Consider the following 16,700-nt stretch of genomic DNA (forward strand, 5'->3'; position numbering starts at 1 on the left):
GCAGGCACTATCTCCGGATTTGCCGCACATTGAAGAAGCAAGCAGATGACGAAGAAACTCTTGACCGAAGCCGAAATCCTGAAGATGAGCGACAAGGATTACATGAATGAGGATCAGCTCGCCTTCTTCAAAAATCGGCTCGAACAGTTGCAGGCGGACATCCTCAAGAACGCAGGCCAGACGACCGAGAACCTGCGCGAGACGGTGATCGTGCCCGATCCCGCCGATCGCGCGACGATCGAGGAAGAGCACGCGCTCGAGCTGCGTACGCGCGATCGCGAACGCAAACTCCTCAAGAAGGTTCAGCAATCGCTCGCCCGCATCGATTCCGGCGACTACGGCTGGTGCGAGGAAACAGGCGAACCGATCGGCATTCCGCGCCTGCTCGCGCGTCCGACGGCCACGCTGTCGCTCGAAGCACAAGAGCGCCGCGAGCTGCGCCAGAAGCTGTTCGGCGACTGATCGAGCGGCGCTCCGCTCAAACACGCTGCTTCCCGAAAGCGCGCGGCCTGCCGCGCGCTTTTTGTTTTTCCGGCACCGGCCCTGGTGCCGGCCTGCCGGCGACGACGCGCGCCGGACGATTTGCATCCCCCTCTTGATATCCCGGCGGCCGCCCTAAAATGACACGGACGCGCGCCGGACCGCTTCCCGGCGCACTGCGATTCATGCGGCGGCGCCTCGCGCCGCCCGACTCTTCCCCGTTTTTCTCAAGGAACGCAGATGGAGCAATTTCACGGCACGACCATCGTTTCGGTCCGGCGCGGCGACAAGGTCGCGCTCGGCGGCGACGGCCAGGTAACCCTCGGCAACATCGTCATGAAGGGTGGCGCGCGGAAAGTGCGGCGGATCTACAACAACCAGGTACTGGTCGGATTCGCGGGCGGCACCGCCGATGCGTTCTCGCTGCTCGATCGCTTCGAGGCGAAGCTCGAGAAGCACCAGGGCAACCTGACCCGCGCGGCCGTCGAGCTCGCGAAGGACTGGCGTACCGACCGAATGCTGCGCCGCCTCGAGGCGATGCTGATCACGGCCGATGCCACCACCACGCTGGTGATCACCGGTAACGGCGACGTGCTCGATCCGGAGGGCGGCATCTGCGCGATCGGTTCGGGCGGCGCCTATGCGCAGGCCGCGGCCCGCGCGCTCGCGGAGAACACCGAGCTGTCGCCGCGCGAGATCGTCGAGAAGTCGCTTGAGATCGCCGGCGACATGTGCATCTACACGAACCACAACCGCATCATCGAAACGATCGAGTAAGGACCGCACCATGAGCACCATGACCCCTGCCGAGATCGTCTCGGAACTCGACAAGCACATCATCGGCCAGGCCAGGGCGAAGAAGGCCGTCGCGGTCGCGCTGCGCAACCGCTGGCGCCGCCAGCAGGTCGCCGACCCGCTGCGCCAGGAAATCACGCCGAAGAACATCCTGATGATCGGGCCGACAGGCGTCGGCAAGACCGAAATCGCGCGCCGCCTCGCGAAGCTCGCCGATGCGCCGTTCATCAAGATCGAAGCGACCAAGTTCACCGAAGTCGGCTACGTCGGCCGCGACGTCGACAGCATCGTGCGCGATCTGATCGAGATCTCGGTCAAGCAGACGCGCGAATCCGAGATGCGCAAGGTGCGCAGCAAGGCGACCGACCAGGCGGAAGACCGCATCCTCGACATCCTGCTGCCGCAGCCGCGTGCGGTGGGCTTCGGCGGCAACGCCGATCACGCGAACGACGACAACAACTCGACGCGCCAGACCTTCCGCAAGCGTCTGCGCGAAGGCCAGCTCGACGACAAGGAAGTCGAACTCGACCTCGAGCAGCCGTCGGCAGGCATGGACATCATGGCGCCGCCAGGGATGGAAGAGATGACCGAGCAGATCCGCTCGATGTTCTCGAACCTCGGCAGCGGCAAGAAGCAGCGCCGCAAGGTGAAGATCAAGGAAGCGCTGAAGCTGCTGACCGACGAGGAAGCGGCGAAGATGCTCAACGACGAGGAAGTGAAGACGAAGGCCGTGCAGAACGTCGAGCAGAACGGCATCGTGTTCCTCGACGAGATCGACAAGATCACGTCGCGCAACAACGAAGGCAGCGGCGGCGAAGTGTCGCGCCAGGGTGTGCAGCGCGATCTGCTCCCGCTCGTCGAAGGCACGACGGTCAACACGAAATACGGGATGGTGAAGACCGATCACATCCTGTTCATCGCGAGCGGCGCGTTCCATCTCGCGAAGCCGAGCGACCTGATTCCGGAACTGCAGGGCCGGTTTCCGATCCGCGTCGAGCTCGACTCGCTGTCGGTGAACGACTTCGAGGCGATCCTTGTCGCGACCGATGCGAGCCTGGTCAAGCAGTATCAGGCGCTGCTCGCAACCGAAGACGTGCAGCTCGAGTTCGCCGCCGACGGCATCCGCCGTCTGGCCGAGATCGCGTACTCGGTCAACGAGAAGACCGAAAACATCGGCGCGCGCCGGCTGTACACGGTCATCGAGAAACTGCTCGAGGAAGTGTCGTTCTCGGCAGGCAACCACGCCGGCGAGCGCGTGACGATCGACGCGAAGTATGTCGACCAGGCGCTCGGCCAGGTGTCGCAGGACGAAGACCTGTCGCGCTACGTGCTGTAACGTACGCGGCGGCGAATGCGCAACGGGCGGCCCCACGGGCCGCCCGTTTTCGTTGGTGCGGGCGACAGGCGCCGCCCCACCGTTTACTGGCGCACCGGCTTCTTCGCGAGCTTGCGCTGCAGCGTGCGGCGGTGCATGTTCAGCGCGCGCGCAGTCGCCGAGATGTTGTTGTTGTTCTCCGCCAGCACGCGCTGGATGTGTTCCCACTCGAGCCGGTCGACCGACAGCACGACCGGGTTCTCGAGTGCCTCGTCGGCCTGCACTTCGCTCGCGTTGGTCTGCAACGCAGCCAGGATCGACTCGATGTTCGCCGGCTTCGCGAGATAGTTGTCGGCACCTTCCTTCACGGCCTGCACGGCGGTCGCGATGCTCGCGTAGCCCGTCAGCACGAGAATCCGCGCGTCGGGCTGCAGGTCGCACAGCGGCGCGATCAGGCTCAGGCCCGAATCCTCGCCGAGATGCAGGTCGACGGTGATGAACTGGAACTTGCCGCCGGCGGCGAGCCGCAGCGCCACCTCCTTGTCGTGTGCCTGCTGCACCGCGTAGCCGCGGCGCTCGAGGCCGCGCGCGAGCGTACCCGCGAACACCTCGTTATCGTCGATCACCAGGAAATTGTTCTCGCTCATGTGGTTTCTCCGTCTACGTGTTGGTTGAGGCGGCAGGCGCCGCGATGTGCGTCACCGGCAGGCGCAACACCGCACGCGTGCCGCGGCCGGGAGCGCCGGCCTGGCGGCTGTCCGGTGTGGCCGCCGTGCGCTCGGCCGCGCGCTGCCCCGGTGCGGCAGAAGCATGGCCGTTCGCCGCGCTGCCCGCGCGCGCGGCGGCGCTTGCCGCGCGCGGTGCGACGTCGGACAGCTCGATCTCGCCGCCCAGGCGCACGGCCGCGCTGAATGCCAGGTACAGGCCGACCCCGTGCCCGCCCTGCGTGCTGTCGACCGGCATCGCGCCGAGCGATTCGCGCAGCGCGGCCGGAATGCCCGGCCCGTCGTCGCATACTTCGAATTCGATCTGTTCGGCCGACCGGTCGTTGTACGAGAGCCGTGCGGCCAGCGTCACGCGGTGCGGGCTGGCCCGCGCGGCGTTGTCGAGCAGGATCGTGAGGATCTGGCCGGCCGCGACCGTGTCGTCGAGCGCGACGCCCGACGGGCGTGCGCCGAGCAGCTCGAACTGCACGTGCGGATGCCGCAGCCGCCAGTGCTCGACGAACGTGTCGAGCCAGTCGCCCACCGGCTGGCGGCTCGCGGGCGCGCTCGCACGACTGCGCAGGCGCGCAAGCGCGGACGTGCAGAGTGTCATCTGCTCTTCGAGCACCTTCAGGTCGGCCTCATAGCGCGCGAGCCCCGGATCGGCACGTGCTGCGTCGCGCAATTCCTCGGCGAGCATCGCGATCGTCGACAGCGGCGTGCCCATCTCGTGCGCGACGGTAGCGGCCTGCACGCCGAGCGCGACCGCCCGCTCGTCGCGCAGCAGATGCGCCTGCGCTTCGCCGAGCGCCGCATCGCGCTGACGCAGCGCGTTCGACATGCGCGCGACGAACCAGGCGGTCAACCCGACGCTGACCATGAAGTTCACCCACATCCCGGTGCGGTAGTAGTCGAACAGGTTCGCCGGGTTGTCCATGTTGAGCGGCACCGAATCGAAGCCGAGTGCCGCGTAGCAGGCGACGGCGAACGCCGCGAGCCAGATCATCAGGTGCCACGGCAGCACGGCCGCCGCGATCGCGAGCGACGGCAGGTACAGCGACACGAACGGATTGGTCGTGCCACCCGACAGGAACAGCAGCGCCGACAGCGCACCGAGGTCGACCCATAGCTGGCCGAGCAGCTCGAAATTGGTCTCGGGCCGCGCGCGCAGCACCCGCACCCAGGTCAGCGCGTTGAAGACGACTTCGAGCACGATGACCATCAGCATCGCCGGCAACGGCAGATGCACGCCGAAATAGGTCTGCACGACGCCGATCGTCGCAAGCTGGCCGATGATCGCAAGATTGCGCAGCCAGAACAGGTGGCTGAGGTTGACGCGCCCGGTGGTGGTGATTCGTTGCATCCGGCCAGTTTACCCGTTTAGCGCCCGACGCCCCTCGCGGGGCCGGACCCTGGACGTTGCGCGCACGGGCCGCGACGCACCGGCGCCTCGCGCCGCGGGGATCCATCCGCCCACGGTCAGCCTGGCGCGCCGGCCATGCGCCGTACGATCTCGTCGGCGAGGCATTCCGGGCATCGGCAGCGCGCCCCGGCCGCGGGCGGCGCATCGCCGGGCAGCACCGGCATCGACGCGCACCAGCAGTCGAACGGCTGCGTGCGGGCGCCGCAGTCGAAGCCGCGCCCGCAGTGCGGGCAGCGCGCGCGGTGCGGGGCCGAACGGGCGGCGGCGGAATCAGTCATGGCGCAATCGCGGAAGCGGGCATGAAGTCGCCCTACGCGACAAGCATAGCGCGGCGCGCGGATTTTGCACGTCGGCCGGACGGCCGACGTGCCCCGACATCGCGCCGGGACGCGCGGCGCGCGGGCGCCGCCCGCGCTGCCGTCCGCATCGATGCCGCACACCCCGGCGCCATGGCCGGCGGGCCGCCGCGCGGGGTGCCCGGGCGGCCACACTCGCCTTCCGGCCGGCCCAAAAACCCGATGCTGCGCTGCGCCACTCCTGTACAATTCGCCCTGTTTCAACCGTTCCCAGCCAGAGCCGCCGCCATGTCCGAGCCCCTCGACCTCTCGCAGATCGCCCCCACGCTGAAAGCAGGAATCCTCGCCGAAGCGCTGCCGTACATTCGCCGCTACCACGGCAAGACCGTGGTGATCAAATACGGCGGCAACGCGATGACGGAAGAGCGGCTCAAGCAGGGCTTCGCGCGCGACGTGATCCTGCTGAAACTGGTCGGCATCAACCCGGTGATCGTCCACGGCGGTGGTCCGCAGATCGATCACGCGCTGAAGAAGATCGGCAAGGCCGGCACCTTCATCCAGGGCATGCGCGTGACCGACGAAGAAACGATGGAAGTCGTCGAGTGGGTGCTGGGCGGCGAAGTGCAGCAGGACATCGTGATGCTGATCAACCACTTCGGCGGCCATGCGGTGGGCCTGACCGGCAAGGACGGCGGCCTGATCCACGCGCGCAAGCTGCTGATGCCGGATCGCGACAACCCGGGCCAGACCATCGACATCGGCCAGGTCGGCGAAGTCGAGGCGATCAACCCGGCGGTCGTGAAGGCGCTGCAGGACGACGCGTTCATCCCGGTGATTTCGCCGATCGGCTTCGGCGAGGACGGTCTCTCGTACAACATCAATGCCGACCTCGTCGCCGGCAAGCTCGCAACGGTGCTGAACGCCGAGAAGCTGCTGATGATGACCAACATCCCCGGCGTGATGGACAAGGACGGCAACCTGCTGACCGACCTATCCGCGCGCGAGATCGATGCGCTGTTCGAAGACGGCACGATCTCGGGCGGCATGCTGCCGAAGATCTCGTCGGCGCTCGACGCCGCGAAGAGCGGCGTGAAGTCGGTGCACATCGTCGACGGCCGGATCGAGCACTCGGTGCTGCTGGAAATCCTGACCGAGCAGCCGTTCGGCACGATGATCCGCTCGCATTGAGCGCGCGCCGCCCGCCCTCCGTCTCCGGTCTCCCGGCGTCGCTGCGACGCCGGCGCATCTCCCGCAGCCGGCCGCGTGCCGGCACCCCCGTCTGGCTGTTCGATCTCGACAACACGCTTCACCACGCATCGCACGCGATCTTTCCGGAGATCAACCGTGCGATGACGCAGTACATCGTCGACGCCCTCGACGTCGAACGTGCCGAAGCCGACCGGCTGCGCACCGGCTACACGCAGCGCTACGGCGCGGCGCTCCTCGGCCTCACGCGCCATCATCCGATCGATCCGCACGATTTCCTGCGCGTCGTCCACACGTTTGCCGACCTGCCCGCGATGGTGCGTGCCGAGCGCGGTCTCGCACGGATCGTCGCCGCGCTGCCGGGCCGCAAGTTCGTGCTGACCAACGCACCGGAGAACTACGCGCGCGCGGTGCTGCGCGAACTGCGCATCGAGCGGCTGTTCGAGCGCGTGATCGCGATCGAGCACATGCGCGACCGCCGCACGTGGCGCGCGAAGCCCGACTACGCGATGCTGCGCCGGACCCTGCGTGCCGCGCACGCGCGGCTGGCCGACGCGATCCTCGTCGAGGATACGCGCAGCCACCTGAAACGCTACAAACGCCTCGGCATCGGCACCGTGTGGATCACCGGCCACCTGCCCGGCCATCTGCCGAACATCGGCCGACCGCATTATGTCGACCAGCGCATTCGTTCGTTAAAATCGCTCCGACTGGGCACACGATCGGGGCGACAGAAATGCAGCCGACTTACCCGCAGGACCAAGCCGTAACGAAAGACCAGGCCACACCGTCCCGCCCGCGCCCGAAGCCGGGCGAGCGGCGCGTGATGATCCTGCAGACGCTCGCCGAGATGCTCGAGGCGCCCAAGCGCGAAAAAATCACGACCGCCGCGCTCGCGGCCCGGCTCGATGTGTCGGAAGCCGCGCTGTACCGTCATTTCGCCAGCAAGGCGAAGATGTACGAAGGACTGATCGAATTCATCGAACAGTCGCTGTTCGGCCTCGTCAACCAGATCGTCGCGAAAGAACCGAACGGCGTGCTGCAAGCGCACACGATCGCACTGACGATGCTCAATTTCGCTGCGAAGAACCCGGGCATGACGCGCGTACTGACCGGCGAGGCGCTGGTCGGCGAGGATGAGCGGCTCACCGAGCGGGTCAGCCAGTTGCTCGACCGGATCGAGGCAACCATCAAGCAGTGCCTGCGGGTGGCGCGTACGGAAGCGAATGCACCGCAGGATGGCGCGACGACGCTCGTGCTCCCTGCCGACTACGATCCCGCCGCGCGCGCAAGCCTGCTCGTCAGCTACGTGATCGGTCGGTGGCATCGCTTCGCGAAGGGCGGGTTCCAGAAATCGCCCGGCGAGCAGGCCGATGCTCACTTGCGGCTGATCCTGCAGTAAGCGAACCGCCCGCGCCGCTGCGCGGCGCCCGGGGCCGGCGGCGCGTGAAATTGACCGACTTCCGCAACCGATTACTGGTAGCTGATGGTGAACGTCATGCGCGCTTTCGCTGCCCCGGAAGTGAGCGTCTGGGCGGTCTGAATGAAGCGTGCGCTCAACGGAATCGAGAAGAAGCCGTTGCCCGTCGTCCCGGCATACCACTGGTTCACGTTGCCCGCCGACGACGAATCCGGCCCGTAGCCGAGCAGCGTCGAATCCTTGAAGACCTGGATGCCGAGCCCCTTGGCGGCCGAATCCGGCGCAAGCGACAGCGTGTTCGACCTGTTTGACGGATTCGCGTTGTCCGTCAATGTCATGAAAATCTTCGACTGGGTATTCTCGGTGCCACCCGAGCACGTCAGGTTGATCGCGAACGGCACGAGTTTCGATACCGAGCCAATGCCCTTGAAGTCCTTCGTCGGATAGGTGCCGAGATCTACGGTTTGCGCGCCCTCCGTTGCTGCCTTACAGGTCGGTGACTTGACTTCCACGTCACCGTCGAATCGATAGCTCGCGCCCTGGAAGTCATAAAGCTTCCATCGGGCGAATTCGCCATTCAGGCTACCTCTGCCGGTAATGGGTCCCGTCTTGATGAACTCGATATCCAGCTCCATCGTGGAAGTGTGCCCGACACTCCCCCCCCACTGGACCTGATAGAGTACAGGTTGTGAAAAAGAAGTCGGGAAATACCCTTGTATCACCGGTGCCGAGTGCTTCAACTTCATGCCGACACCTTCCTTCGGCGTCTGATACAAGAAATTGCCCAGATAAGGATAAGTGCCCTCGGTCGTCAGACTGTTGAGATAGGTATTGCAGGTGAGTATGACGAGGGAACGGGGCGTCATCTGAAACCGGGTTACCTTCGCCAGCACACCGCCCACCGGGACATTCGGATCGAACGCGGGCAATCTGCTCGCATCGTAGAAAAGATTCACCGGAACGCTCTCGCCCGGCGGCGCCGTGCACTTGACGGCGGCATGAGCAACCTGGGAAATCGGTAACGTCGCCAATATCGCGAAAAGCCATTTGAATTGTTTCATAGGAAGTCCCGTCGAATTCGGTATTGAGTGAAAAGCGTATATCGGCAACATCTGGCCGCATGCGCCGGGCCATCGAGGTCGATACCCGCGCTCGGCCCTCGGCTTGAAGCGCCACCACGACCCATTCAGCGTGCACTTGTGCCCTTATCCATGCGTTGCGCGATTGGCGTGGCCCGCACCGACGGCTCACCTGCTTCGGGCGCCACGCACTGGGTGTCGATACGTTGATACCCATCCGCCTTCGAACCGGCATCGCGTATCGGCAGTTGATAGGCGATATGGCACAGCGTATCGGGCGTGTCTCCCCACTTGACCGTGAGCTCGCCACTGTCCTGCAGGCCGCGAACGAAGATCTTGCTGGCCTGGCCGACGGCGCCGACCGGATTGCCGGCTGCATCGACCACGCTCGAGCCGAACGGCAGCGGCTCGCCATTCGGCCGCAGCGCATGAATCACCGCGGAGCGGCCCGTTTCCGTCTCGTACTTCAGCATCACGACCGAGCCCGCGCGAGGCGCGACCTGCTGGCTTGTCGTCTTCAGTTCGACGTCCGTGGACAGCCCCTTCGGGTCGATCTCGACCAAATTCATGCTGTACGGCGTCAGGTAAGGCACGACGGCGTAGCCGCGGCTGTCGAGCTTGACCCCCGACGCGTTGAGTACGCGCGCGCCGCCGGCGCCCTTCGCCTCGATGACGCCGATCGTTTCGGACAGCGGTTGAGACAGCGTGACGCCCCCCGGGTGCGCGACGACGGCGCCGCGCACGCCGAACGAGCCTTGCGAGTTGCCGCTGCCCGACCCTGCGCTGGCCGACACGTCGGCCAACCGGCCGCGGTACAGCATGTTCGCGCTGCCCGACGTATCGCTCGAACCGTCTCCAGAACTGTGATTCAGGTTCACGCCATACGACAGGTTTCGGTCGACGCCCAGCGAACCCGACAGCATCGAGCGCACCTGCGTGCGGCCATTCGTGTCGTGCGACACGCTGGAGCTCATGGTCATCGGATACTGTCGGCCCAGCGGGATCGTGACACTCGCGTAGTACAACGTGCTTTGCTGGCCAAGCGCTGATTGCTGGCGGGTGGCCTGCAGGCTCAGGCTGACGTTGCGGAACGTGTTGCTGTAGCCGACCGAATAGTTGATGTCCGAACCGCCGCGGTTCCAGTAATTCACAGTCGAGGCGGTCAGCGACAGGTTGCCGCCGCGTTCGCCGAGTTGCTGCCCGAACGTGATCTGCGCGCGATTGCGCGGGCGCACGACGCTCTCGATACCGGTCGTCCCACGATCGGCGGCATCGCGCGCCTGCATCGCGGCGCCCAGGTCGAAAAAGCCGCCGGTCGAATAGCGATAAGCGGCGATCGAGATATTGGAACCCGTTTGCGGAACGTTCTTCGAATAGCTGATTCGCGCGCTGCCGCCCGTCATTCGGCCGGCGCCCGGCACGGTCGTGATCGCTTGCGTATAGTCGACGCCGATCGCGCCGATTCCCGTCGTGAGTACGCCGCCGACCATCGCGGAACCGTAGCCCTGCGCGATCGTCGCGCCAACGTAGCCGGTCACCGCATTCGTAAAGCCGCGCTGCCACGTGCCCTGCGTGAACCACGGGTTGCCCGAGGTCATCGTATCGCGCAAGGTCCCCGCCGTGATGCTATAGCGGCTGATGCCCGGGCGCAGCGACAACGGCACCGATGCATACGGCACCTTGAACGAATGCACACTGCCGTCCGATTCCGTTACTTCGACCGTCAGGTCGCCGCCGTAGCCGGTTGCGTACAGGTCGTTGATCTCGAACGCGCCGGGTGCGACCGTCGTATCGTAAATGATCGCGCCGTTCTGCTTGATCGTCACTTTCGCGTTGCTGTTCGCGACGCCGCGCACGGTCGGCGCGTACCCGCGCAGCGAATCGGGAAGCATCCGGTCGTCGGTCGAGAGCCGCACGCCGCGGAAGCCGACCGAATCGAACAGTTCGCCCGTCGTATACGACTCTCCGGCGATGAGTTGCGACAAGAGCGCCGGCACGTCGCGTTGCAGATACGTGTTCAGGCTCTGGTACTGCGCGTTGCCCTGCGAACTCCAGCTGTACGAGCCGTTGTGCCGGAAGTGCCACGCGCCGAGATTCACGCCCGCGTTCAGGCCGAGGTAGCCCTGGGTCTGTGTACCCGCGCCGCGATTGTTGTACGCGTAGACGTTCGCGTCGTAACCGAGGAACCCCGCGTTGACACCATCGCTCCAGAACTCGCGGCTCACGTAGCCGCGCGGGTTGCGGGACAGTGACGCCTGCTGAATGCCGAGGTCGAGGCGCTGCTCGCCGAAGTCGAGCGCGATCGTCGCGCCATCGACGATCCGTTCGAGCGGCAGGCACGCGCCCGGCGCGGCCAGCGCCTCGGCCGTCTCCGGTGCGAGCTTCGCCAGATCGATACCGACGCGGGTCAGCAGCAGCTTGTCGAAACACGCGCGGGCGTCGCCGCTGCGCGTCGTCTCGGACGCCTTGAAAGGCACGTCCGCGCGGCCGATCCAATTGTCGTTCACGTAGATGTCGACGTTGTACGTGCCGGGCAACACCGAGTTGCCCTTCTCGAAACGCGACAGGTCGTTCGTGATGCTGCTGCCGGACGGGAAGAAGCCCTGGTCGAATTCGACTTGGGCAATCGTCAACGGTGCACTGCCGGACTCGACCTCCGATGCCGCGGCGTGGCAGGCAGCCAGCGCGGACAGAACGGCCGCATACAGCGGCCGGAGGCGCGGCCCCCCGTAACGCGGATCAGGTTTTACGGTCTTCGTCATGGTGTTACGTACCTCGTGGCTCGGCGTGCCCGGCGAACGGGCGTCAAGCTCCGCCGGAAGCGCGTGCGCGTTTCCGGAGTCAGGAGTCGATTCGGCGGAAAAGAAGGCCGCGTCGGCGCGGCCGCGGGAGGAGGCCCCGGCGCACCGCCGGGCGCTGTGAATCAGCGCTGAGCAGGTGCGGCAAGCGAGCGCTTGCCCGGCACGCCAGCGCCGTAGTCATTGATGAACAGGTAGTCGACTTCGGCGGTCGCGTCCGGCTGGCGCTCCAGCTTGTCGATCGGGAATGTCTCCGACGCGAGCGGCGGGATGTAGCCGGAGCCGGCACCATAAGTGGTGCCGCCGCTCTTCAGCTTGACCTCGCCGAGGTTGACGAAGTACGGCGTCGGGTTTTCGCCCTTGAGCGCATAACCGTGCCCGTCCTTGGCCTGCACCACGGACCATTTCACCTGCTCGGGGGCCTCGAGCGGTTCGCCGGACAGGCCCTTCGGGCGGAACATCACCTTGATCCGCGTGCGAAACGCGAGTTGCAGGCGGTTCTCGCCGGCTTCTTCGTCGGTCGCCTTCGGCGGCACTTCGAGCACGTTCAGCCAGAACAGCGTCTCCCGGTCCTGCGCAAGCGGTTCCTTCGTATAGATCAACCGCAGCGTCTGTCCCTTCTTTGCATCGAGACGGAACATCGTCGGCGTCAACGTGAACGGCACGTCGATCTTGTCGGGAGCAGCTTGCGCGTCGCCCTTGTCGAGCCAGGTCTGGACGAGCGCAGGCCGATCGCCTGCATTCGTCAGCTTGATCGTCACTTCGCGCTCGCTGGCGCGAAAGATCACGCGCGTGTTGTCGATCACGACGCTCGCGTGTGCGCCACCGGCTGCTGCACCCGAGCCCAGCAGCATCGCGCAAATCATGCTTCTCCACAATTTATTCATATGGACTCCTATATTTGATGAGGCATTCGTACCTTTCCTGAGAAGCCGTCTCGCATGGCAACGAAACGACTTGAGAGGGGGGCACGGAGCGACCGGCTACTTCCGCCGGCCGCCCAGTCAACTGCTTAGTTGTACGCGATCGTGTAGTTCACGCGCGACTTCGCTGCGCCGGCCGTCGCGCCGCCGAGCGATTGATACTGCGCGTAGAACTGCAGATCGGCCTTGCCGGCGCTGATGTTGACCTTGTCGACGTTCTGCGAGCCGTTCGTGCCGGCCGCGTTGATCTTGTCGTAGGTGCTGTTGAGCAGCGCGATCTGGACGTTCGTCGCACCACCCGTGTCGACCTTCAGGTTGCCCGTGGTCATGTCGACCGTCGGCCCCGGCTCCAGGTATGCGCTGACGACGCCCGTATTCGGCTGGCATTCGGTGAGTGCCAGCTTGAACGCCTGGCGGCCTGCCCACGAACCGGCCGTGGCCAGCGTGCTCGTCGAAACGGTCGGCAGCGTGACGGTGAAGTCCTTCTCGCCACCGTTGATCTTGCAGGTAGCCGACGTCAGCGCACCGGTGAATTCGATCAAGCCGTCGGCCGCGTGCGCAGCCGGTGCGAATGCGGCGATAGACGCAGCGGCTACCACCGTCGAGAGAATTGCTTTTTTCATTTCGATCATTACCGTAAAAGTTAAAGGTCATTTGAAATGTTCTGCGCCGTTTTACGGGTTAATTCTTCATTCCCGTCATGTGCAGCGACATCTCATGGCAAATTTTGCGGCAAATTACATCCAAATTACATTTGATGTAGTCCGAATATCACCCTGAATTAGATAGTACAAGTACTAAATACAAGCAATCGATCCAGGGATTTGCCGAAATGTCATGGAGCGTTAACATTTGAAGCGCCGTGCAGTCGGAAATTTCACGACTGCGTCGCTATTCCCCCCCTGCATGCGCGCCGAAAAATTGGCGCGTCGCGCCCGCAGCCGCGCCACAACGGATGCGGGGCCGGCCTCGGCACCTCCCGCCAGCGAGTATTTCCTCGGCAAGGTGCGACTTCACCCATACGCCATCGATATCAATTGTGCGGCGCCCCGAAGTACTGCGATGCCGAATTACCAGATATCGCGCCGATCATCGAATGCACGACAAATTCGAATTCGTCTCATTTCACCCCTCGCCGCAAAAAGATAAATTGCACCCATCCAATCTATATCGAGGTAAGGCAGATGAATTTGCGGTTTCCGTCATTCGACCGTCTGCGCCCCACCGAGCGCATCATCCGGTCCGCATTGCTTGCGGGCGCGGTCATCCCGCTACCGTCAGTGGCACAGGTGCCTGACGTCGGCGACCAGCAGCGCGCTGAGGGAATCGCGCTCGAAGTCTCACCGGGCGACTATTCGACACGCGGCAACAACAAGCCCGTATTCGTTGCCATCGATGGCGGCACGCTAACCACGGCGGGCAAGACCCGCCTGTTCTCGTTCGGCCACGGTTCGGCCGGCGCCGCCGCCGAAGGCCCCGGTTCCCGCATCGAGCTGCGCGATGCGGAAATCCGCACGCGCGGCATTTTCGCAACCGGTATCGACGCGCGCCGGGGCGGCAGCGTGCTGGCATCGCATATCTCCGTCGACACAGACAACGACAGCGCACACGGTGCGTACGTGGATGGCGCCGGCAGCCGCATCGACCTCGCCGACAGCCTGATCGTCACGCGCGGACGCGAGGCTCACGGCATCGCCGTGCACTATGCGCCGGGCGCCGTCGTCAACGTCGATGCCACGCGAGTCCTCACGGGCGGCGAGTTCTCGTACGGCGCGTTCGTCAGCGACGACGGCACGCGTGCGACGTTCACGCGTACCGAGGTCCATACCACCGGCGATTACTCGTCGGCCCTGTTCATGCCCGGCGCATCCACGGCGACCTTCAACGGCGCTCGCCTGCAGACTGACGGCTTCGCCGCCCTCGGCGTGGACACGCGCAAGGGCAGCGTCGAGCTCACTAGTACGCAGGTGTTGACGCAGGGCCGCAGCGCACATGGTCTCTACGCGTCGAAGGAATACACCGAAACACCCGTCGTGCGGGCGACCGATACACATGTCGAGACGACCGGCGCCAAGGCGGTCGGCGCCATCGCACGACTCGGCGGCCGGATCGAACTCCGGCAGAGCAGCATCAGCACGCACGGCAATCAAGCCTATGCCGTCCTGTCGGGCGGCGCCGGCTCCATCGCGTCGCTGACCGATACCGTCGCCTTCACCACCGGAGAGGAGGCCAACGCACTCGACATCGGATACGGCGGCCGGGTCGACATGCTGCGCTCGGATGTCCTCACGAAGGGGGAACGCGCGTGGGGAGCCAGCGTGCGCGGCGCCACGCTGAATGTCGACGGCGGCTCGCTCGTCAGCGAGCGGCACGGCGCGCTCGAAGCGTCCAACGCCACCCTCTCGCTGACCAATGGCGCTCGCGTGGCGGGCGGCAACGGCACGCTACTGTCGGTCATCGCACAGTCCGACGCGCCGGTCCGCCTCTCGCTCGACACCGGCTCCCGTGCCGAAGGCGACATCGTCAACCATCCGACCGACGACGGCAGCCCGACGCATGCCGTAACCGACGTCAAGCTCGCGAATGGGTCCGCGTGGACCGGCGCGACCGATGTCGTCCGCGCGCTGTCGCTGGACACGAACAGCCGCTGGGCCGTCACCGCCGATTCGACGGTCGGTTCCATCTCGCTGAACGATTCGACGATCGCATTCACCGATCCGGCTGCCGGCGCGCCGGCGACGCCGCGCACGCTGGTCGTGACGGGGGACTACGCCGCCCGCAACGGCAGGCTGGTCCTGCACACAACGCTGCAGGACGATGCATCGCCCACCGACCGGCTCGTGATCGACGGCGGCCATGTATCGGGCGACACCGGCATCGTCGTCAAGCGTTCCGGCGGTGACGGTGCGCCGACGACCATCGGCATTCCGCTCGTCGAAACCCGCAATGGCGGCACGACCGACGCGTCGGCCTTCACGCTCGACTCGGCGTCGGACGGCTACCGGAAAGGCTTCGGCACGTTGTCGGCCGGCGGCTACGACTACATGCTCAAACGCGGCGGCGACGGCGGGCAGAAGGAAGACTGGTATCTCGTCTCCGCAGCCAAACCCGTACCGCCGGAGCCACCCGGGCCGGTCGATCCCGATCCGTCGGTCAAGCCGGAGATCACGCCGCCGCCCCGCGCGGTCGCCCCCGAACCGGACGCCTATCTGGCCAACGCCGACGCGGCATCGACGATGGCGATCCATACGCTGCATCAACGTGAAGACCGCTCGTTGCGGACCGACGCCGTTGCTGCCGGCCCGCTCGACGGCGCGGTCTGGCTGCGCGCGGAGGGCCAGATGACGTCGATGTCGGGGGGCAGCCGCAGCGTGTCCGGCAACGGCCGCCTGGTTCATGCGGGCGCCGACCTGTTTCGCTTCAGCGACGGTCGCGGCGGCAGCGTACGCGTCGGCGCGATGGGCATGTACGGCAGCCAGACGAACTGGTCGACCCGGCCGCTGTGGAACGCGACCGAACAGCGCATGGCGAACGCCACCGCGCGCGGCAGCGTGTCCGGCTACAACGTCGGGGTATACGGCACGTGGTACGGCAGCCGCGACATCCTGTCCGGCCCGTACGTCGATGCGTGGTTCATGTATGGCGCATATGCGAACAGCGTCGGCGGCAGTCTGGCCGCCGATTCGTACCGGTCGCGCACCCTCACGGGCTCGCTCGAAACGGGCTATTCAATGCCGTTCTACGAGCGCGGCGACTCGCGCTTCTTCGTCGAACCCGAAGTGCAGTTCGTCGTATCCGACTACCACGCGGACGCACACGCCGCGCCGGGCGGCCGGATCGACGGTCAAGGCGCGACCGACGTGCTGACCCGCGTCGGCGTGCGGGTGCACGGCGTCACCGCGATGCCGCATGGGCGCGAGCTTCGACCGTTCGTCGAAGCGAACTGGTGGCATGGCCCGGGGTCGCGCGCGCTCACGCTCGACGGCAATGCGTTCTCGTTCAGCGTGCCGCGCGACCGGGCAGCCGTCCGGATCGGCGCAACCGGCCAGTTGAGCCGTCGCTTCTCGGTATCGGCGAGTGTCGGCGTGGAAGGCAATCTGTCCGACTACTCGGTCGTTCGGGGGCAGCTCTCGGCAAAATACCGCTGGTAGGCCAGGCAGGCAGACGGCGGAGCGCGAAATCCGCGCCCCGCCGAATTCCGCTATACTTTGCCGACTTGCCGCCTCGTTGGCGGCAGGTCGGAAGCGCGCCGATTTGCTGA

At 65.7% G+C, this 16,700-nt stretch carries 14 protein-coding genes; 7 read left to right on the top strand and 7 right to left on the bottom strand.

Going from position 1 to position 16,700, the window contains the following annotated elements:
• Positions 1 to 45 precede the first annotated feature (45 nt).
• From dksA to hslU, 3 genes are all read left to right on the top strand, one after another.
• Complete coding sequence (gene dksA, locus DIE13_RS16510; RefSeq protein WP_006477498.1) at positions 46 to 462, top strand: RNA polymerase-binding protein DksA; 417 nt, start codon at positions 46 to 48, stop codon at positions 460 to 462.
• Positions 463 to 720: 258 nt separating this feature from the next.
• The gene (hslV, locus tag DIE13_RS16515; protein ID WP_006760749.1) at positions 721 to 1,257 is read left to right on the top strand and encodes an ATP-dependent protease subunit HslV; all 537 of its coding nucleotides are present in this window, start codon (positions 721 to 723) and stop codon (positions 1,255 to 1,257) included.
• Positions 1,258 to 1,267: 10 nt separating this feature from the next.
• A complete protein-coding gene (gene hslU / locus DIE13_RS16520; RefSeq protein ID WP_124828173.1) occupies positions 1,268 to 2,611 on the top strand; it encodes an ATP-dependent protease ATPase subunit HslU in 1,344 nt (447 codons plus the stop codon).
• Between the two features lie 83 nt (positions 2,612 to 2,694).
• Here the strand turns inward: hslU and DIE13_RS16525 are convergent, their stop codons facing one another.
• The 3 genes from DIE13_RS16525 to DIE13_RS16535 all read right to left on the bottom strand — a co-directional run bounded on the left by DIE13_RS16525 (position 2,695) and on the right by DIE13_RS16535 (position 4,995).
• On the bottom strand, positions 2,695 to 3,237 hold the full coding sequence (locus DIE13_RS16525) for a response regulator transcription factor (RefSeq protein WP_124828174.1): 543 nt from the start codon (positions 3,235 to 3,237) through the stop codon (positions 2,695 to 2,697).
• A gap of 13 nt (positions 3,238 to 3,250) precedes the next feature.
• The gene (locus DIE13_RS16530; protein WP_124828175.1) at positions 3,251 to 4,657 is read right to left on the bottom strand and encodes an ATP-binding protein; all 1,407 of its coding nucleotides are present in this window, start codon (positions 4,655 to 4,657) and stop codon (positions 3,251 to 3,253) included.
• A gap of 116 nt (positions 4,658 to 4,773) precedes the next feature.
• Complete coding sequence (locus tag DIE13_RS16535) at positions 4,774 to 4,995, bottom strand: cysteine-rich CWC family protein (RefSeq protein WP_124828176.1); 222 nt, start codon at positions 4,993 to 4,995, stop codon at positions 4,774 to 4,776.
• 306 nt (positions 4,996 to 5,301) lie between these two features.
• Between DIE13_RS16535 and argB the strand changes: the two genes are divergently transcribed.
• From argB to slmA, 3 genes are read left to right on the top strand one after another with little or no spacing between them, the layout of a single operon-like run.
• Positions 5,302 to 6,201 carry an acetylglutamate kinase gene (argB, locus tag DIE13_RS16545; protein ID WP_124828177.1) on the top strand — a complete coding sequence of 300 codons (900 nt, stop codon included), beginning with the start codon at positions 5,302 to 5,304 and terminating at the stop codon, positions 6,199 to 6,201.
• The gene (locus tag DIE13_RS16550; RefSeq protein WP_124828178.1) at positions 6,198 to 6,989 is read left to right on the top strand and encodes a pyrimidine 5'-nucleotidase; all 792 of its coding nucleotides are present in this window, start codon (positions 6,198 to 6,200) and stop codon (positions 6,987 to 6,989) included. The genes argB and DIE13_RS16550 overlap by 4 nt, the downstream gene beginning before the upstream one ends.
• Positions 6,956 to 7,621, top strand: coding sequence for a nucleoid occlusion factor SlmA (slmA, locus tag DIE13_RS16555; RefSeq protein WP_124828179.1), 666 nt, complete (start codon positions 6,956 to 6,958; stop codon positions 7,619 to 7,621). The genes DIE13_RS16550 and slmA overlap by 34 nt, the downstream gene beginning before the upstream one ends.
• A gap of 71 nt (positions 7,622 to 7,692) precedes the next feature.
• Here the strand turns inward: slmA and DIE13_RS16560 are convergent, their stop codons facing one another.
• The 4 genes from DIE13_RS16560 to DIE13_RS16575 form a co-directional block, all read right to left on the bottom strand.
• A complete protein-coding gene (locus DIE13_RS16560; RefSeq protein WP_175751049.1) occupies positions 7,693 to 8,700 on the bottom strand; it encodes a fimbrial protein in 1,008 nt (335 codons plus the stop codon).
• A 125-nt stretch (positions 8,701 to 8,825) separates the two neighbouring features.
• Positions 8,826 to 11,480, bottom strand: a complete 2,655-nt coding sequence (locus DIE13_RS16565; protein ID WP_124828181.1) for a fimbria/pilus outer membrane usher protein — start codon at positions 11,478 to 11,480, stop codon at positions 8,826 to 8,828.
• A 161-nt stretch (positions 11,481 to 11,641) separates the two neighbouring features.
• On the bottom strand, positions 11,642 to 12,403 hold the full coding sequence (locus DIE13_RS16570; protein ID WP_124828182.1) for a fimbria/pilus periplasmic chaperone: 762 nt from the start codon (positions 12,401 to 12,403) through the stop codon (positions 11,642 to 11,644).
• A gap of 125 nt (positions 12,404 to 12,528) precedes the next feature.
• Complete coding sequence (locus tag DIE13_RS16575) at positions 12,529 to 13,062, bottom strand: fimbrial protein (protein ID WP_124828183.1); 534 nt, start codon at positions 13,060 to 13,062, stop codon at positions 12,529 to 12,531.
• Between the two features lie 561 nt (positions 13,063 to 13,623).
• Between DIE13_RS16575 and DIE13_RS16580 the strand changes: the two genes are divergently transcribed.
• The gene (locus tag DIE13_RS16580) at positions 13,624 to 16,590 is read left to right on the top strand and encodes an autotransporter outer membrane beta-barrel domain-containing protein (RefSeq protein ID WP_124828184.1); all 2,967 of its coding nucleotides are present in this window, start codon (positions 13,624 to 13,626) and stop codon (positions 16,588 to 16,590) included.
• Positions 16,591 to 16,700: the final 110 nt, after the last annotated feature.

The sequence above is a fragment of the Burkholderia sp. Bp9016 genome, assembly GCF_003857765.1.
Classification (GTDB): Bacteria; Pseudomonadota; Gammaproteobacteria; order Burkholderiales; family Burkholderiaceae; genus Burkholderia.

Excerpts from the sequence above, each read along its gene's own strand:
- DIE13_RS16575 (WP_124828183.1), bottom strand. The coding sequence starts at position 13,062 with ATGAAAAAAGCAATTCTCTCGACGGTGGTAGCCGCTGCGTCTATCGCC.
- argB (WP_124828177.1), top strand. The coding sequence starts at position 5,302 with ATGTCCGAGCCCCTCGACCTCTCGCAGATCGCCCCCACGCTGAAAGCA.
- DIE13_RS16580 (WP_124828184.1), top strand. The coding sequence starts at position 13,624 with ATGAATTTGCGGTTTCCGTCATTCGACCGTCTGCGCCCCACCGAGCGC.
- DIE13_RS16530 (WP_124828175.1), bottom strand. The coding sequence starts at position 4,657 with ATGCAACGAATCACCACCACCGGGCGCGTCAACCTCAGCCACCTGTTC.
- DIE13_RS16525 (WP_124828174.1), bottom strand. The coding sequence starts at position 3,237 with ATGAGCGAGAACAATTTCCTGGTGATCGACGATAACGAGGTGTTCGCG.
- DIE13_RS16565 (WP_124828181.1), bottom strand. The coding sequence starts at position 11,480 with ATGACGAAGACCGTAAAACCTGATCCGCGTTACGGGGGGCCGCGCCTC.
- hslU (WP_124828173.1), top strand. The coding sequence starts at position 1,268 with ATGAGCACCATGACCCCTGCCGAGATCGTCTCGGAACTCGACAAGCAC.
- DIE13_RS16535 (WP_124828176.1), bottom strand. The coding sequence starts at position 4,995 with ATGACTGATTCCGCCGCCGCCCGTTCGGCCCCGCACCGCGCGCGCTGC.
- dksA (WP_006477498.1), top strand. The coding sequence starts at position 46 with ATGACGAAGAAACTCTTGACCGAAGCCGAAATCCTGAAGATGAGCGAC.
- slmA (WP_124828179.1), top strand. The coding sequence starts at position 6,956 with ATGCAGCCGACTTACCCGCAGGACCAAGCCGTAACGAAAGACCAGGCC.
- DIE13_RS16560 (WP_175751049.1), bottom strand. The coding sequence starts at position 8,700 with ATGAAACAATTCAAATGGCTTTTCGCGATATTGGCGACGTTACCGATT.
- DIE13_RS16570 (WP_124828182.1), bottom strand. The coding sequence starts at position 12,403 with ATGAATAAATTGTGGAGAAGCATGATTTGCGCGATGCTGCTGGGCTCG.
- hslV (WP_006760749.1), top strand. The coding sequence starts at position 721 with ATGGAGCAATTTCACGGCACGACCATCGTTTCGGTCCGGCGCGGCGAC.